The following is a 23,090-nucleotide window of genomic DNA, read 5'->3' as shown; positions in this document are numbered from 1 at the left end:
ACGACAAGCAAGGAAAGCCTAGAATGAAATTAGCACCAACAACCCTTTGTAGTGCAGTGGTACTCGCACTTAGTACTTCCCCAATTTACGCTGCTGAACCACCAGCAAATTCCGCCTCGAGCACAGATGAAACCATGACCATTCATGCTCAGAGCTTTGATGATTATAAAGTAGACAGTGCCAGCGGCGCGATGCGTACCGACGCCACGATGCTAGAGACGCCTCAATCCGTTACCGTCATCCCAGAAATCGTCTTAGATGAACAACTTGCCACAACGCTAGGTGAAGCACTCCAAAATGATGCCAGCGTCAGTGCTGGAACTAAAAAATGGAACCGTGAAGTATTTAGTTTACGTGGTTTTGAACTCGATTCAGGTTCAAGCTACTTGAGAAACGGTCAAGCACAATTTTCGCACTACATGTTACCCATTGAGACACTTGAACGCGTAGAGATCCTCAAAGGGCCATCAAGCCTACTATACGGTCAGACCACACCGGGCGGCCTAATCAACATGGTGTCGAAAAAACCAACTTATGAACCCATGTTGAACGTCGGTACGGATATAGATCACTTAGGCAGTACACGCATACACGTAGATGCGTCGGGCCCACTCAATGAGTCAGGCACGATTCGTGGTCGCACGGTATTAGTCAAACAGGACACCGTTGAATCACGTCAATATTCTAATGGCGATAACCGAGAGCGTGATCGCTTCCTTGGCTACGGTGTCATTGAAGCAGACTTAGCGGACTGGGGCTTAGTCTCGGTTCACTATGAAAGAACGCAAGATAAAGCCAATATTGATTCTGGCGCATGGCTAGATGGTGACGGTAATACGATAGGTGGTCGCGAACTCATTCGTGATATGCCTTGGGCATTCACCGACAACAACATTGAAAATATTGGTACCGATTTAACGGTTTATATCAATTCAAGTTGGACTGCGAAAGCAAGCTACAATCACCAAACTCTAACACGACACAGAAAAGACTCATCGCCAAGACCAACAAGCAATACTATCGTTGATGGCAGCTACGAAATTAAACCATTCGACCGTCATGACGACTGGAAACTTCAGACTTTTCACTTAGACCTAAATGGTGATTTTGACGCTCTAGGTGTGAATCACAGAACCTTGTTTGGCATGAACGGAAAATTGTATAACTATGAACAGTACAAAGAAAGTTCAGGTACGACTCCCGTAATTCCTGGCCAACCCTATCCAAAGGATCCGGGCAATGATTACCGAAAAGACACCACCGCGTACCGCTCTGACAATCAGTTTTACGGTTTCTACGCGCAAGATCTCGTGACACTAAACGATCAGTGGCAAGTGTTGTTGGGTGGCCGTTATGATCTTTTCTATAAAGATCAGCAAAACAGTGATGGTAGTGTCGATGTGAAAGGGGCTCATGATAGCCAATCTTTCTCGCCTAAAGCGGGGGTTATCTTCCACCCAGCCTACAATGGTAGTATTTACGCGAACTATTCGGAAAGCTTTGAACCACAAAACAATGTGGTTAACGGCGATGACTCCATTACTGAGCGAGTGCCAGAAACCAGCCGTCAATATGAGGTAGGGACAAAATGGGAGCTCATGGATAACCGACTTCTTGTCACTGGTGCCTTGTTCGATATTGAGAAAAAGAATATCAGTATCAGTGAAACCATCAATGGCAGCTCAGTGACAACACAAGGTGGCGTTCAGCACCATCGTGGTGCTGAAGCCGCAGCACAAGGTCAAATTTTCGATAAATGGTTTGTCATGACTTCTGCCATGTACCTTGACGCCGAATATTCAAAGCACGACGATTATCAAGGCAACCGCCCCGTCAATGTTCCTGAATGGTCTGGCTCTGCGTGGACTCGCTATTCAATGACGGATAACACGGCTTTCAACCTTGGTTTATTTTATCAAGGCGATCGTTGGGCTGACCACGAAAACACCGTGAAAATGGATGGCTATGCTCGCGTAGATGCGGGTGCTTCCCACCAAATTAAGAGCGGCGATATTCGCTGGGACTTTCGCTTTAACATCGAAAACCTATTCGATAAAGAGTACCTAGCTGGCGCTGGCGGCAGCTCTTCAAACGGTGTGATTACCGATGTTCATTATGGTGATGAGCGAAAATTCAAACTTTCCGTCAATGCAACGTTCTAGCAACCTAGCACCAGAACAATAACCCCAAAGAGCGCTTCGGCGCTCTTTTTAAATCTCATCGCGACAACCAACATGAGTGTTAGAGCCTAAAACGGTAAACGGCCATATAGCCATTATTTGCTAATACTTATGTCACATGAACTCGCATCACCTAGAACTAAGATCGTAATAACATCAAATAAAACAGCCTATTAAAGTTTCAACACAACCTGCTCACCAGCACCATTTTTACTTTTAAACTGTCTCACTGGTGAGAATTTGTACATAAATACTAAATTAGCAAGAACAAGGTGATGTGCATCACGGTTCTTATGCAAGTAGCATGTTAGAAACCCTGCAAAACGATAACTATAACCGTCGCTTTAAGATTGAGTAACGAGTTTATCTGAGTAGGATATTGGCAGTGACAGACTTAACATACCACCAAGCGATCGGGCTCTTCCAGCACTTCCCCGGCTTTCTTTCCATTCGCGACGCCAAACACAACTACCTTTATCTAAATGATAAGTTCACACATTGGCTTCGTCAGTATACTCAGGTCAATCCACTGGGAATGAATGCGATCGAATTCGCTCAACTCGTGCCTGATGATGTCGCCCATATGCTTAAAAAGTGCCACGATGCGAGTATGGAGTATCTAGAATTTGGTGAGTGCGCCCCTAAAATCATTCCATTTAAAACCCCTACAGAGACGTTGTACTACAACGTACTCAAATTTAAAGTTCTGATTGAAGATGAGCTGTATATCTACACCACTAGCTTCGACGTCACTGAATTACATCAAGAAGCTAAATTCTTCGAAAAAAAAGCCCACACCGATCCACTAACAAAATTACACAACCTTGCCTACTTAAACTCTATTCAATGGCAAGAAGGGATATGTGTCGCCGTAGACTTAGACAACTTTAAGCAAGTCAACGATGAGATGGGGCATAGTGAGGGAGATCGAGTACTAACTAAATTTGCCCGCTGCTTACGACAATCATTTGCTAGCACCGATAAGCTCATACGATACGGAGGCGATGAATTTATCGTTCTCACCTCATCTAGCGATGATGCGTTATTACAATTAGCGTTAACCAAGCTAGAAAACACCTTTAAACAGCGATTCAGCCAATATCAAGATTTAGCTTATAGCGTTGGTATTTCCTCTTTCCATCACAACTTGCGTACAACACTCAAACGGGCCGATAGAAATATGTATAGCAATAAACACAAACGTAAAGCTCACCTAATCAGTGACGATAGTTTTGTGGAATCATAAGGGTGGGAGATAGCAATGAAGCCAGCATTGCTATCTCCTGTCATCTTGCTAAATCAATGACTGTGGTGCGCCTTTTTTACTCCCGGCAGGCGTAGAGAAATAACAGTTGTGACGAGTAAAAAAGCAAACGAAACCCAAAGACACGCCGCCAAGCCCGATACCTGATAGATCCACCCAGAGAGAATCGTTCCAATGAGCCTCCCCATCGCATTAGCCATGTAATAAAAACCCACATCCAGCGATACGCCGTCCCCTTTTGCATAGCTCACAATTAAGTAACTATGTAAGGAAGAGTTCACGGCAAAAACAGCGCCAAAGAGTAGCAATCCGGCAACAATAACAAACTGAGGGTGCCATTCATTTTGCACGCCCAATGCAACCAATCCGGTGACGATAGCTAAAGCGAGTACCCACCAAAAGGCAGCTGCACCATCCGGAACCTGTCCGTCAGCGGTACCTTTAATCTTAGCTTTACCAGTAATCTTAGGAGCAAACCCTTGTACAAAACCGTACGCTATCACCCATAAAGCAAGAAAGCCCCCGACCCAACTATGATTCCAACCAAACACCGAACCTAAATAAATCGGTAGTGCTACCACGAACCAAACATCCCTTGCGCCAAACAAAAACAACCGAGCCGCAGATAAGATATTAATGCTCTCAGATTTAGAAAAAATCTGCTTAAACTTCGGCTTAGACTTCGCTTTACCGAGATCGTTGTCCAAATGCGTAACACTGCCAGTGAATACCAAAGCCAACACGCCAGCCATGGCCATGACCGCATACTGGAACCCCAACACCGATAACAGAACTCCTCCAATAAAGAACCCCGCCCCTTTTAGCGCATTTTTGGATCCAGTAAGAATCGCAATCCATTTATACAATGCACCTTGTTGTTCATCAGGAACCAGCGTTTTAATCGCACTTTTCGCACTCATTTTATTAAGATCTTTCGCGATTCCCGACAATGCTTGCGCGGCCATCACCCAAGGGATAGTTAAGGCTGCACTTGGTACGGCTAACATCAACAAAGCAACAATCTGCATGCCAAGACCAATATTCATAGTACGATTGAGCCCAAGCCGAGCACCGAGCCACCCTCCCACTAAATTTGTCACTACGCCAAAAAACTCATAAAAAAGGAACAAAGAAGCAATGGCAAGGGTGCTATAGCCTAGATCATGAAAATACAGTACGACTAACATCCGTAGCGCACCATCTGTAATGGTAAAATTCCAGTAATTAAACGTGACTAGCATGTACTGGCGTACACTTTTACTTAGATTAGACAACATGGTTTTGGCCTAATGTAGACAGATACAAAGAACATAAAAAAGCCCTCAACAGAGGGCGTTCACAAATTAGAATGTTGCTGCCAACTTCTCGACATAATCAATTTGTGGTGACTTGGTAAACGCACCGGGACGAAGTGCTTGCACCTCTTTACGGATCGTTGCTAAATCCCAGCCTAATTCAAGTAACAAATTTGCGGCTAAAAGCCCGGTTCTTCCCGAACCGCCCATGCAGTGCATCGCAATTTTTTCACCCGATTTTATGGCTTGATGGAGTGTAGGTGAAATCGCTGACCATTGAGCAGCAAACGCCTCACCTGGTGCTTTATCATCTTCTATTGGCGTTTGGAACCATTGCATTCCAAGCACTTGCGCTGCATTTCCCAGTTCAGAGACCCCTTTTTCTGACATCTCACTGTTGTCTAGCGCCGTCACAATAATAGTGACACCTTGCGTTTTTAGCTGTGCTAACGATTCTTGTAAAGACACCCCTTTAGTACCAGGGCAAGGTGTAAAAACAAGTGCAGCCTCATTGACGCTTAATTCCCATGTAGGATGCATCGTCATTACCCCGCTAATCCAACAGTACGTGCTAATTCCGCAGTACGAGTGGCATAACCCATTTCATTGTCATACCACGCATAAATCTTAACCATACGCGTCCCTACTACCATGGTGGATAACGCATCAACAATGGTTGAACGTTGGTCACCTTTATAATCAATAGAGACTAGCGGACGTGCTTCAAAACCAAGAATGCCAGCAAGCTCACCTTCTGAAGCTTCTTTTAATAAAGCATTCACTTCGTCAGCCGTCGTATCACGTTTCACATCAAAAATGATATCGGTTAGTGACGCATTGGCTAATGGCACTCTAACCGCGTGGCCATTAATTTTGTCTTTCAATTCTGGGAATATTTCAACGATCGCCGTCGCGCTGCCGGTCGTCGTCGGGATCAAACTCATACCACAAGCACGAGCACGACGAAGATCTTTATGAGGCGCATCTAAAATGGTTTGGGTATTGGTCAAATCATGAATTGTCGTGAACGCCGCTTGCTCAATACCCAGTTTTTCATGAATCACTTTTACCACTGGCGCTAAACAGTTTGTCGTACATGACGCCGCAGTGACGATACGATGCACAGCAGGATCAAAAATATGGTCGTTCACACCCACAACAATATTGGCAATACCGTCTTCTTTAACTGGAGCGGAAACCACCACTCGTTTCACGCCTTGAGCTAAATACTGATTCAAAAAATCCGTGTGGCGATGCACGCCTGTGGCTTCAATAACCACATCACAGCCAGACCAATCAACCGCATTGATATCACGTTGCTGTGTCGTGACTACCTTTTGGTCATTAATAATAAGGGTTGTTCCCTCGACTTGAACTTGATGATGCCAACGCCCTTGAATAGAATCAAATTCAAGAAGGTGGCCAAGCGTTATTGCATCACCCGCCACATCATTGATCATGACAAACTCAAGCTCAGGCCAATCAAACGCTGCACGTAGCGCTAAACGACCGATTCGTCCAAAACCATTAATTCCTACTTTGATAGCCATAGAGTGCTCTCTTTTTTCGATATGAAGGGGCTGTCTTACTCGGAAGTACCACCACTTCGTTAAAGTTTAGTCGATAAATATTTTGCCAGTTTTTCGGCCATAATCGGGCTATTTATATTCTGTAATCATACCGCGACGACATGACAGCGATGCGACTTTCTTTGCTAGAAAGTCTTCAGAATGCATTCCTTTCTCGCCCTATTATGTGGCTCTTCTGAAAAATATCACACCACAAATATATGGATATGCGTATATATTAAATTTAAGATATAAATAGTCAAGGATCTTTTCATCACGTCATAAAACTTTCATAATATGCACGCATTGTTAGTTTAATGTTCCCGTGACCTTGGTTACTCAAGTTCATATGTTGAGGATAATATGAAAAAAACCATTCTGTTTGTGTGCCGTGGAAACTCAGCAAGATCACAACTGGCTGAAGCCATTGTTAATCATCATTATGATGGACAATATCAAGCGTTCAGTGCAGGCAGCCGTCCCTCTCATGTCGATAAGAGAACCATTGAGACGCTAAAAAACGCAGGGTACAGCACTCAGGGTCTTCGCTCTAAAGCGCTGCAAGAGTTTGACGACCAACATTTTGACTATGTCATCACCCTATGCTCATCTGCTCAGGCTGAATGTGGGGTATTTAAAAACAGTCACGAGAGTATATTTTGGGACTTACCCACCCCAACGTCGTATTCAGAACCCTTATTCAGCGCCTCTTTGACCGATCTCCAACAACGCATAAAATGGTTTATGCTGGTTCATAGCGAAACTGGCGAACAAGGGTTTGATCCTCTTATCGTCCATAAATGCTTATCGGATCAAACGCGCTTAATGATCGCACTGATGATTTTTTCTGAAATAGAACTGAGCGTGGGTGAACTGTGTGAAGCATTGCAAGAATCCCAGCCAAAAATTTCGCGCGCGCTTGGGGTACTAAGACAATGTGGCATGGTCGTCGATCGACGTAAAGGTCAGTGGGTCTATTATTCAGTTTCAAAGAAATTACCTGAGTGGGCACAAGCGATACTCAAAGCCTCACTTTCTAGTATGGCTCCTCAATTACTTGCTGCGCACCAACTGCTGAATCAATCGACCAATCGACCACACCGGCATGATGCACCCAATTAGCAACAAGCTAACTGGTTACATTTCCCCCAAAACAAACGAATAATGTAGAGAAGAAATTCTGTAACTTGAAAGTACATTCTGAAAAAAAGTTACAACATATTGATGATTCATCCAAATTATTTATTTCGATCTAAAAATTAAATATTAAGCGTCGAAAGCTTGCTCTAAAACAAGTTATGTACCGTGAACTTTGATCAATTAGGTGGTAGAATCCGCACCGAAAAGAAAATAAATTACGAAATTATTGTTTATTTTTTTGCAATATCGCTGACATATAGTGGTTTGCATCACAGAATTCGAGGCAAGAAAGCGCCTTAACTGGTCATAAAATGACTAAACGTATTGAAAGACTTTCATACCAAGAAGACGACAAGCTAGATAAAATTTTGATAGCTCACATGAATTATTCGTGGGCATTTCTAGCCTTCTCGGTGGACAACGACTAACTTCAAATTGTAAATATTACTTACCGGAGAGTAACTTCCATGAAAAAGACCAAAATCGTATGTACGATTGGCCCAAAAACTGAATCTGTAGAAAAGCTGACTGAACTTGTCAATGCAGGCATGAACGTAATGCGCCTGAACTTCTCTCACGGTAACTTCGAAGAGCACGCAGCTCGTATCACTAACTACCGCGAAGTAATGGCGAAAGTTGGTAAGCAGCTTGCAATCTTGCTTGATACTAAAGGTCCAGAAATTCGTACAATCAAACTAGAAGACGGCAACGATGTCGACCTAGTTGCTGGTCAAGAGTTCACGTTTACTACTGACGCTTCTGTTGTTGGTAACAAAGACGTAGTTGCTGTTACTTACCTTGGTTTTGCAAAAGATCTTTCTGCTGGTAACACTATCCTAGTCGATGACGGCCTAATCGAAATGGAAGTTATCGCAACGACTGAAACTGAAGTTAAGTGTAAAGTTCTTAACAACGGTGCACTTGGCGAAAACAAAGGTGTTAACCTTCCTGGCGTTTCAGTTAAACTTCCAGCGCTTTCTGAAAAAGACAAAGCTGACCTTAAGTTTGGTTGTGAGCAAGGCGTTGATTTCGTTGCCGCTTCTTTCATCCGTAAAGAAGAAGACGTAAAAGAAATTCGTGAACTGCTAAACGCAAACGGCGGCGAAAACATCCACATCATCTCAAAAATTGAGAACCAAGAAGGTGTTGATAACTTCGATGCAATTCTTGAAGCGTCTGACGGCATCATGGTTGCTCGTGGCGATCTAGGTGTTGAAATCCCAGCTGAAGAAGTTATCTTCGCTCAGAAGATGATGATTGAGAAATGTAACCGTGCACGTAAAGTGGTTATCACTGCGACTCAAATGCTTGACTCTATGATTCAAAACCCACGTCCTACTCGTGCAGAAGCGGGCGACGTAGCGAACGCAATCATGGACGGTACTGATGCCGTTATGCTATCTGGCGAAACAGCGAAAGGTAAATACCCTGTTGAAGCTGTGACTATCATGGCTCAAATCGCTAACCGTACCGACAGCGCACTTAAAGCTGAACTAGGTTCACGTCTAGACAGCCCACGCCTACGTATTACTGAAGCAGTATGTAAAGGTGCAGTAGACACAGCTGAAAAACTAGCAGCTCCACTGATCATCGTTGCAACTGATGGCGGTAAGTCTGCACGTTCTGTACGTAAATACTTCCCTACAGCGAGTATCGTAGCACTTACAACGAATCCAAAAACAGCAGCACAACTTGTACTAACAAAAGGTGTTCGCCCAGTTCTTGTTGATTCAATTGAAAGCACTGACGCATTCTACAAAAACGGTAAAGAGTACGCTCTAAGCTCTGGTTTTGGTAAGAAAGGCGATATCGTTGTTATGGTTTCTGGTGCACTAGTTGCTTCAGGCACAACAAATACAGCGTCTGTACACGTACTTTAATTCCTACGTTACATAAGCAACATCTATAAAAAGAGGGCTCACGCCCTCTTTTTTTTATAATTTTTCTTGCCCAACATTTCCACACACTGTACTATCCTCGCCGACTTACAACACGCCATACTGCCTGTTTGTTTTAGTCTATTATTCCATTGGATGATGAGGTGTATTGTGTCGAGCCCAACGTTGACGGACAAAGTCGCAAAAGATATTTGTCAGGATATTCTATCGGGAGAGCTCAAGCCGAACCAAAAGTTGGTTGTCGCTGAGCTTAAAGAAAAATATAACGTCGGTGCGTCTCCTATTCGAGAAGCATTGATTCAATTATCTTGGATAAAATACGTCAAACTAGAGCCACAAAAAGGCTGCTGGGTGGCGCCTATATCCAAGACAGAGCTTTATGATCTACATGAAAGCTTAAATGTGGTCGCGTCTGTATTGTTGGAAAAATCAATCCAGCAAGGTAACGAAAACTGGGAGCTCAATATTCTCACCGAGTTCCATAAACTCTCTCGCTTTAAATTTCAGGGTGATAACTTTAACTGGAAAGAGTGGGAAGAGCGCCAAGAAGCATTCTATCTCGCACTATTTAGTGGCTGTTTTTCGAAAAACATGCAGGAGTTTTTGCACGACATTATTCGTCAGATCAAGCGCTATCGTCAGGTATCATTAAGTCGCTATCCAAAAGGATTTGATGAGATCTTCCGTATTGATGAGCATGAAAAAATCATGAAACTGACGCTTGATAAAGATCTCGAAGCAGCAAAGCTGCAACTGTCAGTATTCATCAATGACATGATAAAAGAGATCGAGCCTCAAATCGACGCGATTGAAATGGCATAAAAAAACCGGGACAACCCCGGTTTTTTTACCATCCAAAGAACTCTTTGTGGTGCGTGTTTAACAACAACACCATTGGCAAAAAGTATAATGCGCTCAACTTAATACCGAGAACCACAAGTGTCCCAATGGTTAATCTAACAAGAAAGTGATTGTACATAATCGACCTCGCACGCCCAACATGCTGATTTCCCTATCAACTTATAAAAAAACAACCATGACCAGCCAAAACACCAAGCCATTTATCATTCATTTTCATGGGCAAAATGTAACTAAAAAAAATGTGATATTACTCAAAGAAACGGTAGTGTACTCACAATATCAAACAGGTCAAGTTTTAACCTACATTAGACTAAAGTCTAATGTAGTAGCACGATTTTTCCACTCTTTCTGAATAAGAGTATTTCTCTCTCCACGGTATTTTTCTTGATTCTCAAATACAAGAAAGCCAACTGCAATAGCAGCTGGCTTTCTAAATGATCATGTATACGACCGATTTAACCGACTCGATTAAAACTCGATATTACGGCCGAAGCTCATTGGCCATTCTGTCGGATTTTTCTTACCTTCACGGATATAACGGCACTCAGCCAACCATGTAAGCAGCTCCCAACCAAATGCAGCGGTTAGCAGCGCATCTTTCTCATCAGAGTTCTTCTGTGGAGCGAATTCAGCAATATCAGCACCTACTAAGTTAATACGCTTTGTTGCACGTAACTTACGGAAGATATCGTAGTACATACGTGCTGATACACCGAATGGATCTGGGCTTGAGTTTGCGCTGTGATCCAGAAGATCCAAACCATCAAGATCGAATGTCAGGTAAACAGGACGACCATCGCCTTGTTTCTCAAGAATTTGCTCAACAATGTGGTCGATACCAAGATCGTACATTTCATCCGCAAGGAAGAAATTGCCACCAATCGCTTTCGCTTTACCTTGTTGAGAAGCACACCAGCGACCACGCATACCCATGCTTACGCTGGTTGTTGGGTCAATAGCACCTTCAGATGCTAAACGGCAGTACCAGTTACCTGAATAAGACTCGTAATCAAAATCAGCACGAGTTAACAGATCAAAGTGGCCATCAATGTGAATCAAAGATACTGGACCGTGAACTTTTGCTAGTGCAGCAGGGCCAGGGTAAGCCACGGTATGGTCACCACCGAAGAAAAATGGTGTACAACCATGGTTAATAACCATGTCATCCACGACTTTCTGTGCATTGCGCATTTCTTCATCTAGGTTGAACTGACCTAAGCCATCCCAGTTTCCGTAATCGATAATATTACACAGTTCAAACGGCATTGTTCCATCTTGGTGAATAAGACCCATACCCGTTTTAGACGCATCACGAATTGCTCCTGGACCAAATTTATGACCACCAGCATTCGGAGAACACTTGTCCATCGTCAGACCGTACATCACGATGTCTGCGTTTTCAAAATTGTTTACATAAGGCGCACCAAATGCTCCAACGTGCTCTTTACCGAGTAAACTGAACGCTTCTACACCCTGCTCAGCCATACGCTGCTGCATTGGGGCGATATCTTCGTTAATGTAAAAATCTGCGTCAGACTTGTTCCAATAAATATCTTTGTAGAGCTCTAAGTTTTCTTTTGAAATTTCAACACGTTTTGGCTTAAACATGGGCGATACCTCTAATGATTAATTTAGTGAATGACTTCACTGCAAGCTATGGGAAAATTATAATTGCTACCGTCGCGATTGCTTATTACACTTTAGGACATGTGTATTACATTTTCGGACAACTCACTTGACCTCATTAAATCAACAACACTTCTTTGACGCTATTTTGGGATACTGGGAAAATATTGTCCGAAGTGAGTCTACTGTAGCCATAGATATTGCAAACTTTTTGCGTAAAGCCGGCATCATCCGTATCACTCAAGGGCAATATCAACCAATCCAAGCCAGTCAAGTCCATACGTTAATGGCAATTACCGTTGAACAACTGCATATTGATGGACTAGGGTTACGCATTGCCAAACGGCTGAAACTTCAGGATATGGGCGCCTGGGGATATGCGATGATTAGCTGCCAAAACCTCAAACAACTTCTTGATACTGGGTTACAATTTTCATATATCACCAAAGATTATGTCGACATACACATTGGCTATGACAGCGAATATGCTTACATTACTGCCGATGACCGCTCACATGGAAGATCGGCTCAACACTACACGATTGAAGATGCCATTTGTCATTATTATCTCGGTATCGAACGATTTTTGGGGCAAGAATTTGACCGAAAACGCGTTCATGTTGACTTCGCCTACCCGGCTCCCCATTACTTACCTTTGTACAAAACTATCTTTACCACCAACCTGAGCTTTAATGCCAAAAAAAACCAGCTGCGCTTTCCCGTCGAGTGGATACGTTCGGCCATTTCGATGAACCCTGCTCTTATCGCGCACGTTGCTACTCTACAAAGCCAAACTCTCATTGATGACACTGCCACGCACCCTATCAGTTACCAGATAAGAGTGAAGTTACTGACCCAACTGAAGTATGGGCTGCCCTCAATGGAAGCAATGGCTATTGAGATGAACACCACCAGTCGTACGCTCAGACGAAAACTGATAGCGGAAGAGACCACTTATAAGCACTTAGTCCTTGATACACGGATGCAAGTGGCACGCGACTACTTACTTAACACCCCGTTAAGTACGACGGAAATAGCAGAACTACTCAGCTACCATTCCTCCCCGCCGTTTTTTAGAGCGTTTCAAAACTATTATGGTATGAGCCCCCATCAATACCGCATTCAATCACGTCATGAATAACACTTCGCTCCAGCGATTGTGAGTCAGATGTTCAACACAAAAAAGCCCAGTCAAAGACTGGGCTAAAATCAAGTGCGTATGATTTTGAATTACTTGCGAATGGTTTCCGCAGCGCGCTCAGCGCCTACTTTCTCTTCCCATTTCGCATTTAGCGCATCGATAGTTGTACCAGAGCGCTCTAGGAAAGATTTGAAACCATCCCAGTGTGAATCCATAACTTGGTGAGTGTCTGTTGACTCAGCCATTGCTTTTAGACCCCACTCATCTGGGATGTATACTTCGTTGAAGCCTTTACGTGGACGGTTTGCTTTTTGTGCTTTCACAAATGCATCACTCTTACGCTTAACTTCTTCGATAGGACCGAAGTGGCTTGGGTCAATCACTAGGATGTAAGAACCGCCTACTGGACACGGTGCATTTTCCATTGTGAAGAAGTCACTTGGAATCGCTGGAAGCTCAGGTGCGATCGTACCTTTCGGGTTGATGATCGCTGTCATTACTTCATTCCAGATGTTGATAGAGTAAAGGCGAGGCGTTAGGAACGTCCAAGGTGCTTTACAGTCAGCAACACGGCCGTAACCTTCAATTAAAGAGCCCCATTTACGAGCGTCAGCTGTTAGCTCACCTGTATCTTGGTCAACAAGTGCTGCTACGTGCAGGTCACGGTCGTTGACGATAGCATCACAGATGTGAGAGTCGTAACCTTCACCGATCATGATAGACGTGACTAGAGGAAGCTCATCGCCACCTACACACGCCGCATCAAATGGAGGACAAGACATAGTTGGATCCATACCACCAAACGGAGCGTTTAGAGGAACTGAGTTGTTTGAAGACATAGCAAACATGCCTTCTTTCATTGCCATCTGTGTGTAGTTTGAGAAGTTACCGCCGTCACAGTGGTCGTAACCAAATACGATTGAGATACCGTGCTTACGTGCTTTCTCGATAGCGGTTTGAGCCATCAATGTACATGCGTAGTGACCAGAAGACTTTTTACCATCGTAAACCGCCCAAGTATCACCTTCAGACTCAATGACTGGCGTTGTAGAAGGATCTAGAATACCCGCTTCATATGGAATCGTTACCGCTTCGATAACACCAAGACCTTGGTGCAGCTTACCTTGTAGGCCACCAACAAGTAGGTTGTGCGCTAGAATATCAGCGTGCTCTTGAGTTGAGCCGATGTGTTTCCATGATTCAGAAACAATGAATGAGAAATATTCGTTGTCAAATGTAGTGGTAGGGCTTGCTACGTTAGCCATGGTGATGTCCTCTAATTTAGTGGAAATTCGTTTTCTATGAAACTGGCTTTAGTCTATTCGATATAAGTAATCAAAGAAGTAACATACTGGAGCCACCTCTTCTAGCACTATGTATGTTTCTTTTATTACTTGCCTCATTTCTCTTGTGACATTCCGATTAAAAATATAGCATCACTCATAATTAAAAAGCATTAAGACACCAAACAAAACCCAATACAATCAATAATTTAAACTTATACACAAACCTATTTCACTGAAAATTCAAATCTTCACAGAAGCCTGTCAATTACTCATGACAGTAACTTCCTTTTGAGTTGTTTTTTCACTTACTCACATTTATTGAATATTGTCAGATTTGAAAAGTGTTACCTAACTTAACTATTGAATTTATGTCATTAACCAGGGAGAAATTTATGACAAATTTGCATTACGATCGTCGAACGCTGAAAGCCGGGTATTGGGTTCTAAACAACTACCATTATGGCTTTGTTGCAGAGGCTCACTGTAATCTTGAGTTCGTCAATACTGTCAACTTATATAAAACCGCGAATGACCACGTACTATATTTCATCATTGAATTCAGTAAGGCCATCGAAACATGCAATAGTGAAATTTCTATTGCCCTAGCGAATGGCAGCACGGTCGCGCTCACACCGTACACAAAATACGCATGTATTCGCGGAAACGACCAAATGATTCGCTGTGAGCTACCGGTTGAAATAGAAAATGAGCTGAAGAATGAGAATGGTTTTACGATATGTTTTCGTCAGGAGAACTCGATAAAGCAAGACTTTATCAGCACTGAAGGGGCTGTGAATATCATTAGTAATGCAATCAGGCACAAAAGCATATAAAAAAAGCCGCTCCTTAGGAGCGGCTTCATTAAAATCCGTTTACGATTAAGCGATTACGCTTGACCTTTAACTTCTTTTAGACCGTTGAAAGGTGCACGCTCACCTAGAGCTTCTTCGATGCGAAGAAGTTGGTTGTACTTAGCAACACGGTCAGAACGGCTCATAGAACCAGTTTTGATTTGACCTGCAGCTGTACCTACCGCTAGATCAGCGATAGTTGCATCTTCAGTTTCGCCAGAACGGTGAGAGATAACTGCTGTGAAGCCAGCGTCTTTAGCCATCTTGATTGCAGCTAGAGTCTCTGTAAGTGAACCGATTTGGTTGAACTTGATTAGGATAGAGTTAGTGATGCCTTCTTCGATACCACGAGCTAGAATCTTAGTGTTTGTAACGAATAGATCGTCACCAACTAGTTGAAGCTTGTCGCCTAGAAGTTCAGTTTGGTGCTTGAAGCCAGCCCAATCTGATTCGTCAAGACCGTCTTCGATAGATACGATTGGGTATTGGTTAGCAAGGTCTTGTAGGTAGAAGTTAAACTCTTCAGAAGTGAAGATTTTGCCTTCGCCTTTCATGTTGTACTTGCCAGTTTCTTTGTCGAAGAACTCAGAAGCTGCACAGTCCATAGCAAGAGTAACGTCTTTACCTAGTACGTAACCAGCAGCTTCAACAGCTTCTTGGATAGCAGCTAGAGCAGCAGCGTTAGACTCAAGGTTAGGAGCGAAACCACCTTCATCACCCACTGCAGTGCTTAGGCCTTTAGCTTTAAGTACTTTCGCTAGGTTGTGGAATACTTCAGCACCGATACGTAGCGCTTCTTTAAGAGTTTTTGCGCCAACTGGTTGGATCATGAACTCTTGGATGTCAACGTTGTTATCAGCGTGCTCACCACCGTTGATGATGTTCATCATTGGTAGAGGCATAGAGAATTGACCAGGAGTGCCGTTTAGCTCAGCGATGTGCTCGAACAAAGGCATGCCTTTAGCAGCAGCTGCTGCTTTAGCGTTCGCTAGAGAAACCGCTAGGATAGCGTTCGCGCCGAACTTAGATTTGTTTTCCGTACCATCTAGGTCGATCATTACTTGGTCAACGTCAGCTTGTGCTTTCGCGTCTTGACCAACTAGTGCTTCAGCGATTGGGCCGTTAACAGCTTCAATTGCTTTAAGAACACCTTTACCTAGGAAACGTGATTTGTCACCGTCACGTAGCTCAAGAGCTTCGCGAGAACCAGTAGAAGCACCAGATGGAGCTGCTGCCATACCAACGAAACCGCCTTCTAGGTGAACTTCAGCTTCTACAGTTGGGTTACCACGTGAGTCGATGATTTCACGACCTAGAACTTTAACGATCTTAGACATTGATGTTTCCTCTCAATAAATAAAAATTTAATGTCAATTTAAAGGCAGCCGCATAACCTTCGCAGCCGCCCGTATCCTTTTACTATTTATCTTCTGATCCGCGTTGGAACTCACCCGCCGCTTTCACAAAGCCGCTAAACAATGGGTGGCCGTCACGAGGTGTTGAAGTGAATTCTGGATGGAACTGCGCAGCTACAAACCATGGGTGAGCTGGGTTCTCGATCACTTCAACCAGTTTCTTGTCTGCTGACAAACCAGAAACTTTAAGTCCTGCTTTTTCGATCTGTGGACGAAGGAGGTTGTTCACTTCGTAACGGTGACGGTGACGCTCATGGATTTTCGCATTGCCATAAAGCTCAAACGCTTTTGTGCCTTTTTCAAGGTGACATAGCTGAGAACCAAGACGCATCGTGCCGCCTAGATCCGACGTTTCAGTACGTTCTTCAACTTTACCTTCGCCGTCTACCCACTCTGTGATCAAGCCTACCACAGGGTATTTTGTTTCTTTGTTAAATTCTGTTGAATGTGCACCTTCCATACCCGCTACGTTGCGCGCGTATTCGATCAGTGCTACTTGCATACCTAAACAGATACCCAAGTAAGGTACTTTGTTTTCACGAGCGAATTGTGCCGCGCGGATCTTACCTTCCACACCACGGTCACCAAAGCCACCAGGTACAAGAATTGCGTCTAGACCTGCTAGTGCTTCTTCACCTTTAGACTCGACATCTTGTGAATCAACGTACTTAATTTTCACACTCAGGCGATTCTTTAGGCCCGCGTGCTTCAGTGCTTCGTTCACTGACTTATAAGCATCTGGTAGTTCAATATACTTACCTACCATACCAATCACAACTTCTGCCGTTGGGTTGGCTTCTTCGTAGATAACTTGTTCCCATTCAGACAAGTCAGCTTCTGGTGCTTCAATACCAAAGCGTGCACAGACAAGGTCATCAAGGCCTTGTGCGCGAATAAGCTGAGGGATCTTGTAAATAGAATCTACATCCTTCATCGAGATAACGGCTTTTTCCTGAACATTACAGAAAAGAGCGATTTTCTTACGCTCGTTCGCTGGGATAATACGGTCGCTACGACAAACAAGGATATCTGGCTGAATACCAATCGACAGAAGCTCTTTTACAGAGTGCTGAGTTGGTTTCGTTTTCACTTCACCTGCTGCCGCTAGGTAAGGAACCAGAGTTAGGTGCATAAACATTGCACGCTCACGACCAAGCTCGACGGCTAACTGACGAATCGCTTCCATAAATGGCAAAGATTCGATATCACCAACAGTACCACCAACTTCAACGATAGCGACATCGTGACCTTGAGAACCAGCAATCACACGATCTTTGATTTCGTTAGTAATGTGTGGAATAACTTGAATCGTTGCACCTAGGTAATCACCACGACGTTCTTTAGCAAGAACATCAGAGTAAACACGGCCAGCAGTAAAGTTGTTACGCTTGGTCATCTTGGTACGAATGAAACGCTCATAGTGACCAAGGTCAAGATCCGTTTCCGCGCCATCTTCCGTGACAAACACTTCACCATGTTGAGTCGGGCTCATTGTGCCTGGATCAACGTTGATGTAAGGGTCAAGCTTCATCATAGTCACTTTAAGACCACGAGCTTCTAAAATTGCTGCCAGCGATGCTGCTGCAATACCTTTACCTAGAGAGGATACGACCCCGCCAGTAACAAAAATGTAATTTGTCGTCATGTTTAACCTGAAATTGGTTGAATGAGGGAAATGGATTACTTCTGGACGGGATGAAAATATACCAGAAGCCCTTTATCGCCACAACGTGAAACTTATCACATTCAAAATTTTTATTTTTTGCTTCAAATCAATTCTAGAAACTAACTCGAATGGGAAGTGCATCACAGTTCGGTCGATTTTTCTTGTTTTTTAACATCATTCCAAAAGCCGTCAAGCTCTTGTAGGGTAAAGTCTGTAAGCAATTTACCGCGTTCTGAAACACGCGCTTCAACCCCCTTAAAACGCCTCGAAAATTTATTGTTCGCTTTTCTTAACGCAACTTCGGGATCGGACTTTAGGTGCCGAGAAAGATTCACAACAGAAAATAATAAATCGCCTATCTCTTCTTCAAGCTTATCTTCATCCACGTTAAGCTGAATCGCTTCATGCACGACTTCATCTATTTCTTCGTGAACTTTGTCGACGACAGGCGCCAAAACGCCCCAATCAAAACCAAATTTAGCGACGCGCTTTTGTATTTTATTGGCCTTTGAAAGGGCAGGTAGCGACTGTGGTATTGAGTCTAGAATACTTTGTTCTGTTTTGCCTACTTCTGCCTTTTCCTTCTGTTTTTCAGCTTCCCAATTGGCATCAATGGCAGCTTCATCTGCAAATTCGGTATCACTAAACACATGGGGATGACGCCTTGTTAACTTGTCATTAAGCCCTTTCACCACATCATCAAAATCAAACAGCTCTTGTTCTTTTGCCATCTGACTATAGAAGATTACTTGGAACAACAGGTCTCCCAGCTCTTCTTTCAAGTTAGGCCAATCTTGATTATGGATCGCATCTACAACCTCATATGTTTCTTCAATGGTATGAGGCACTATGGTGTCAAAGGTTTGCTTTTTGTCCCACGGGCAACCTTTTTCTTCGTCTCTGAGTTGCGCCATGATGCTGAGAAGTTGCTCGACGGGTTGAGTCATATTAAATTCCTGAACAATGTATTTCCTAAAATATTCAATTCAAAACAGCTTGATTCGAAATAAGCTAGTGATAGGTCGCACCTATGAAAACGTAAGTGTGGGCGAATAAAAAGGGTTGGAAAACCAACCCTTTATTTTTCAACAATGTTGTCATTTCCTACACAGGGTGACAGTGAATCATTGACTTAACCGTGCCCCTGATTACACACATCACCCTAAGCGCTTCACTTTCATCACATCTTTGATCTGCTCAATGCGATTGGTCACGCGAGACAAGACTTCAATGTTATTCAGTTCAAGATCAAAATCCATAATGGTTAATTGACGCTTGTAGTCATTACGACTTTTCATACTGATGACTTTCACTTTCTCATTGGTGAGTAATGTCGTGACGTCTTTCAATAATCCGCTTCGCTCTAGGGCTTCAACACGAATTGTCAAAATATAAGAGCCAACAAAGCCACTGCCCCAAACCGTATCTATGATTCGCTCTGGCGCATGATGACTCAACTCTTCAAGCTGCTCACAGTCGCTTCGGTGTACAGAGATGCCTCGACCTTGGGTGATATAACCTTTAATAATATCGCCAGGGATAGGCTGACAGCAACGCGCTAGATGAGTCATGAGATTATCAACCCCTTCAACCACGACCGCATCTTTATGAGGGCGACTCTGTTGACTGGCTTTTGTTTCCGACTCTTTGAGTTTCTCTAGGGCTTTTTGATCTTCTTCTTCCGCCGTTGGCTTGTTGACCAACGCATTGATGTGGTTGATGACCTGATGGATTCGCAGATCGCCACTACCAATACCCGCGTATAGCTCATCAGGCGTATTGACATTAAAGCGCTTCAACGCATATTGGTCGGCATCTTTTAATGTCGCACCAATTTTTGCCAATTCCGCTTCGAGGATATCTCGTCCCGCCTCTAGATTTTTCTCGCGACTTTCCTTGCGGAACCAAGCATTAATTTTCGCTCGTGCGCGACCAGAATGAACAAAGCCCAATGTCGGATTTAACCAATCTCGGGAAGGGTTAGGCTCTTTTTGGGTGATAATTTCCACTTGGTCACCCATCGATAATTGATGGGTAAACGGAACAATGCGCCCTGCTACTTTCGCGCCAATACAGCGATGACCCACCATTGAGTGGATGTGGTAGGCAAAGTCTAGTGGCGTGGCACCCATAGGCAGGTCGACCACATCACCACGTGGTGTAAAGGCATACACTCGGTCATCAAAAACCTGACTTCGAACCTCATCCAGCATTTCGCCAGAATCGGACATTTCTTCTTGCCAATCCAGTAGCTTACGCAACCAAGTGATTTTTTCATCGTAACCACTTCGAGCTGTGCTGCTGCCTTCTTTGTATTTCCAGTGAGCAGCAACGCCTAGCTCAGAATCCTCGTGCATTTCCTTGGTGCGGATCTGAATTTCAATGGTTTTACCTTCTGGCCCCAACACAACGGTATGGATAGACTGGTAACCATTGGGTTTTGGATTAGCGACGTAGTCATCAAACTCACTTGGTAGGTGTTTGTACTTGGTGTGCACTACCCCTAACGCCGCATAGCAATCTTGTAAGCGCTCAGCAATGATACGGACCGCACGTACGTCAAAAAGCTCATCAAAGTCCAAGCTCTTTTTCTGCATTTTTCGCCAAATACTATAAATGTGCTTCGGCCGACCGCTGACTTCAGCGAGAATTTGCGAGCGGTGCATTTCATCAGTCAAGTCATCGACGAAGTCTTTAATGTATTGCTCACGGACAATGCGTCGCTCAGCTAGTTGCTTAGCGATTTTTTTATAGGTAATGGAGTGCTGGTATCGAAATGCGTAGTCTTCAATTTCCCATTTCAATTGACCAATGCCGAGACGGTTAGCTAACGGCGCATAAATATTGGCGCACTCTTTAGCTGCGGCGATTCTTACTTCATCCGGCTCATCTTTCACTTCGCGTAAGTTACAGATACGCTCCGCCAGCTTGATGACAACACAGCGGAAATCGTCAACCATGGCTAACAACATACGTCTGACATTATCAACCTGACCCGAGGCAGCGGAACCCTCTAAAGTCACATTAAGTTGACCAATGGCGGCCATTTCTTCAACGCCATCAATCATTTTAAGGATTTCTTTTCCGTAGGTTTCTTCGAGTAATTCCCTATCAAATAACCCGTTAGAGACTATCGGATACAGCAAAGCTGTAATGAGAGTGGCTTTGTCCATCGAAAGGGTGATGAGAATTTCAATCATCTCTCTACCACGCCACAACAACAAGGACCCTTGTTCATTGCCTTCTACGAGAGTTTCGCATTGGGTATAAACTTCTTTCAGACGCGTAGCGATATTTTTGTCTTGCTTTAGTGAAGCAATCCAACTCGCTAACTCAAACTGTTCTTCAGGGTTCAAATGCGCGCTTCTTACCGCAACCATTACTTTGTTCTTCCTAGTTTTATTAGTTAACTAACCTATCCCAGTTAGCCCATGATCTGCGTTAGAGATCATTCAAAAATTGTCATTTTTCAAACAATGCCATCGACTCTAGATGACTAGTTTGTGGAAACATGTCCATCATACCGAGTTTCTTAAGCGTGTAGCCTTGTGCAATAAGGCTCTGACTATCTCTGGCAAGGGTAGCAGGATTGCAAGAAACATAAAGCACTCGCGTTGCTCCAAGTCCAGAAACTTGATCTATCACGCCAGTCGCCCCTGCACGGGCAGGATCTAATAAAATCGCGTCGAATTTTTGTTCAGCCCATGGCGAGTTCGTCAACGCCTCTTCCAAGTTAGCTTGATAAAATTCAACGTTATCGAGTTTATTTAACGCAGCATTGTTCGTTGCCCAATCAACCATATCTTGGATACCTTCCACACCAACGACTTGCTGGGATAATTTTGCCAGTGGAAGCGTAAAGTTACCAAGCCCACAGAACAGATCCAGTACTCGTTCCTGCTTTGTCGGTGCCAACCAACTCAGTGCCTGCGCGACCATTTCTTGGTTAATATTTTGATTTACCTGAATAAAGTGAGTTGGTAGAAAAGGGAGCGTTACGCCAGTCTCACGATATTGCGCCACATCGCCATGGACTCGATTTAGTACACCACTTTCTGGCATGAGGTATAAGGTCAAATCGTGTGTTTTTGCCAGCTGCAGTAGACGCTGTTCGTCTCCCTCGGTCAACGGCTGCATATGGCGTAACACCGCAACAGGACCATTGTCTGCCATCACTAACTCAAGATGACCGAGAGTATGAGGATGCTGGAAGCTCGTTAACAATGCTCTGAACTCAGGGATCAAAGCATTAAGTTGACTATCGAGAACCGGACAGCCATCAATTTCGACAAGTTGTTTGCTTTGCTTGCGACGAAAACCCATTTGCAAATGCCCTTTCGCTTTATCAGCGTAAAGGCTCAAACGAGCTCTTCTACGGTACCCCGTTCCCGCCCCAATAATAGAATCAGACAGTGACAACTGTTGCCCGGCAAACTTGCTCATTAATTGCGACAGCGCTTGCTGCTTATATTGACGTTGGTCGTCCAAAGAGAGGTGCTGTTGAGTACACCCTCCACACGCTTCATAGTGTGGGCATAATGGCTTAACTCGCTGTGCGCTAGGCTTAATTACCTTAATCAAGTTTGCTTTAGAAAACTTACTTTTGGTTTCCGTGAGCTGTACTAAAACCGTTTCATCTGGAAGTGCGCCCTCAATAAACACCGGTTTTTTATTTTGATAGGCGATACCTGCGCCGTGGTGATCTAAACGTGCGATCACCATTTCTTGGTGTTTCTTTGAGAATGCGGTTTGCTTTGTCGGTTTAAAAAAACGTGCCATGCCTATTTCCAGTATTTAGCCGTGCAGAAACGCTCTGCACTACAAAAATTTGTTAGAGTTTCACTATTCTTTGGTTGAATGATTGTCGAACAGCGCTGCTTTGATTAAGCTTACGACATC

At 43.8% G+C, this 23,090-nt stretch carries 17 protein-coding genes; 7 read left to right on the top strand and 10 right to left on the bottom strand.

Annotated elements, in window-relative coordinates; genetic code table 11:
* The first annotated feature begins 23 nt into the window (after positions 1 to 23).
* Together L4D74_RS01280 and L4D74_RS01275 are read left to right on the top strand one after the other, a co-directional pair.
* On the top strand, positions 24 to 2,162 hold the full coding sequence (locus tag L4D74_RS01280; protein WP_428750361.1) for a TonB-dependent siderophore receptor: 2,139 nt from the start codon (positions 24 to 26) through the stop codon (positions 2,160 to 2,162).
* A gap of 403 nt (positions 2,163 to 2,565) precedes the next feature.
* A complete protein-coding gene (locus tag L4D74_RS01275) occupies positions 2,566 to 3,426 on the top strand; it encodes a GGDEF domain-containing protein (protein ID WP_428750360.1) in 861 nt (286 codons plus the stop codon).
* Positions 3,427 to 3,479: 53 nt separating this feature from the next.
* Here the strand turns inward: L4D74_RS01275 and arsJ are convergent, their stop codons facing one another.
* From arsJ to L4D74_RS01260, 3 genes are all read right to left on the bottom strand, one after another.
* Positions 3,480 to 4,721 carry an organoarsenical effux MFS transporter ArsJ gene (gene arsJ, locus L4D74_RS01270; protein ID WP_428750359.1) on the bottom strand — a complete coding sequence of 414 codons (1,242 nt, stop codon included), beginning with the start codon at positions 4,719 to 4,721 and terminating at the stop codon, positions 3,480 to 3,482.
* A gap of 66 nt (positions 4,722 to 4,787) precedes the next feature.
* Positions 4,788 to 5,285 carry a phosphatase domain-containing putative toxin gene (locus L4D74_RS01265; RefSeq protein ID WP_428750358.1) on the bottom strand — a complete coding sequence of 166 codons (498 nt, stop codon included), beginning with the start codon at positions 5,283 to 5,285 and terminating at the stop codon, positions 4,788 to 4,790.
* Positions 5,285 to 6,289: an ArsJ-associated glyceraldehyde-3-phosphate dehydrogenase gene (locus tag L4D74_RS01260; protein ID WP_428750357.1), complete on the bottom strand. Its 1,005-nt coding sequence runs from the start codon at positions 6,287 to 6,289 to the stop codon at positions 5,285 to 5,287. The genes L4D74_RS01265 and L4D74_RS01260 overlap by 1 nt, the downstream gene beginning before the upstream one ends.
* Before the next feature lie 381 nt (positions 6,290 to 6,670).
* Here L4D74_RS01260 and L4D74_RS01255 point away from each other — a divergent pair, with 381 nt between their 5' ends.
* The 3 genes from L4D74_RS01255 (at position 6,671) to L4D74_RS01245 (ending at position 10,167) form a co-directional block, all read left to right on the top strand.
* On the top strand, positions 6,671 to 7,429 hold the full coding sequence (locus L4D74_RS01255) for a metalloregulator ArsR/SmtB family transcription factor (RefSeq protein WP_428750356.1): 759 nt from the start codon (positions 6,671 to 6,673) through the stop codon (positions 7,427 to 7,429).
* A gap of 485 nt (positions 7,430 to 7,914) precedes the next feature.
* The gene (gene pykF, locus L4D74_RS01250) at positions 7,915 to 9,327 is read left to right on the top strand and encodes a pyruvate kinase PykF (protein WP_428750355.1); all 1,413 of its coding nucleotides are present in this window, start codon (positions 7,915 to 7,917) and stop codon (positions 9,325 to 9,327) included.
* A 156-nt stretch (positions 9,328 to 9,483) separates the two neighbouring features.
* Positions 9,484 to 10,167 carry a GntR family transcriptional regulator gene (locus L4D74_RS01245; RefSeq protein WP_428750667.1) on the top strand — a complete coding sequence of 228 codons (684 nt, stop codon included), beginning with the start codon at positions 9,484 to 9,486 and terminating at the stop codon, positions 10,165 to 10,167.
* 507 nt (positions 10,168 to 10,674) lie between these two features.
* Here the strand turns inward: L4D74_RS01245 and L4D74_RS01240 are convergent.
* Complete coding sequence (locus L4D74_RS01240; protein WP_428750354.1) at positions 10,675 to 11,814, bottom strand: arginase family protein; 1,140 nt, start codon at positions 11,812 to 11,814, stop codon at positions 10,675 to 10,677.
* 127 nt (positions 11,815 to 11,941) lie between these two features.
* Between L4D74_RS01240 and L4D74_RS01235 the strand changes: the two genes are divergently transcribed.
* Complete coding sequence (locus tag L4D74_RS01235; RefSeq protein ID WP_428750353.1) at positions 11,942 to 12,973, top strand: AraC family transcriptional regulator; 1,032 nt, start codon at positions 11,942 to 11,944, stop codon at positions 12,971 to 12,973.
* Positions 12,974 to 13,062: 89 nt separating this feature from the next.
* Here L4D74_RS01235 and L4D74_RS01230 read toward each other — a convergent pair whose 3' ends face one another.
* On the bottom strand, positions 13,063 to 14,238 hold the full coding sequence (locus tag L4D74_RS01230) for an Ldh family oxidoreductase (protein ID WP_428750352.1): 1,176 nt from the start codon (positions 14,236 to 14,238) through the stop codon (positions 13,063 to 13,065).
* A gap of 413 nt (positions 14,239 to 14,651) precedes the next feature.
* Between L4D74_RS01230 and L4D74_RS01225 the strand changes: the two genes are divergently transcribed.
* Positions 14,652 to 15,092, top strand: a complete 441-nt coding sequence (locus L4D74_RS01225; RefSeq protein ID WP_428750351.1) for a hypothetical protein — start codon at positions 14,652 to 14,654, stop codon at positions 15,090 to 15,092.
* Between the two features lie 53 nt (positions 15,093 to 15,145).
* Here L4D74_RS01225 and eno read toward each other — a convergent pair whose 3' ends face one another.
* The 5 genes from eno to rlmD all read right to left on the bottom strand — a co-directional run bounded on the left by eno (position 15,146) and on the right by rlmD (position 22,970).
* Positions 15,146 to 16,447, bottom strand: a complete 1,302-nt coding sequence (gene eno, locus L4D74_RS01220; protein ID WP_250615805.1) for a phosphopyruvate hydratase — start codon at positions 16,445 to 16,447, stop codon at positions 15,146 to 15,148.
* Between the two features lie 82 nt (positions 16,448 to 16,529).
* Complete coding sequence (gene pyrG, locus L4D74_RS01215; RefSeq protein ID WP_265673621.1) at positions 16,530 to 18,170, bottom strand: CTP synthase; 1,641 nt, start codon at positions 18,168 to 18,170, stop codon at positions 16,530 to 16,532.
* 161 nt (positions 18,171 to 18,331) lie between these two features.
* The gene (mazG, locus tag L4D74_RS01210; protein WP_428750350.1) at positions 18,332 to 19,138 is read right to left on the bottom strand and encodes a nucleoside triphosphate pyrophosphohydrolase; all 807 of its coding nucleotides are present in this window, start codon (positions 19,136 to 19,138) and stop codon (positions 18,332 to 18,334) included.
* 210 nt (positions 19,139 to 19,348) lie between these two features.
* Positions 19,349 to 21,571: a GTP diphosphokinase gene (gene relA / locus L4D74_RS01205; protein WP_428750349.1), complete on the bottom strand. Its 2,223-nt coding sequence runs from the start codon at positions 21,569 to 21,571 to the stop codon at positions 19,349 to 19,351.
* An 82-nt stretch (positions 21,572 to 21,653) separates the two neighbouring features.
* On the bottom strand, positions 21,654 to 22,970 hold the full coding sequence (rlmD, locus tag L4D74_RS01200) for a 23S rRNA (uracil(1939)-C(5))-methyltransferase RlmD (protein ID WP_428750348.1): 1,317 nt from the start codon (positions 22,968 to 22,970) through the stop codon (positions 21,654 to 21,656).
* Between the last annotated feature and the right edge of the window lie 120 nt (positions 22,971 to 23,090).

The organism is Vibrio cionasavignyae (assembly GCF_050337155.1).
In the GTDB taxonomy this organism is placed as follows: Bacteria; Pseudomonadota; Gammaproteobacteria; order Enterobacterales; family Vibrionaceae; genus Vibrio; species Vibrio nomapromontoriensis.
The sequence above is the reverse complement of the archived record's forward strand: the minus strand, read 5'-3'. Positions and strand labels throughout refer to the sequence as shown.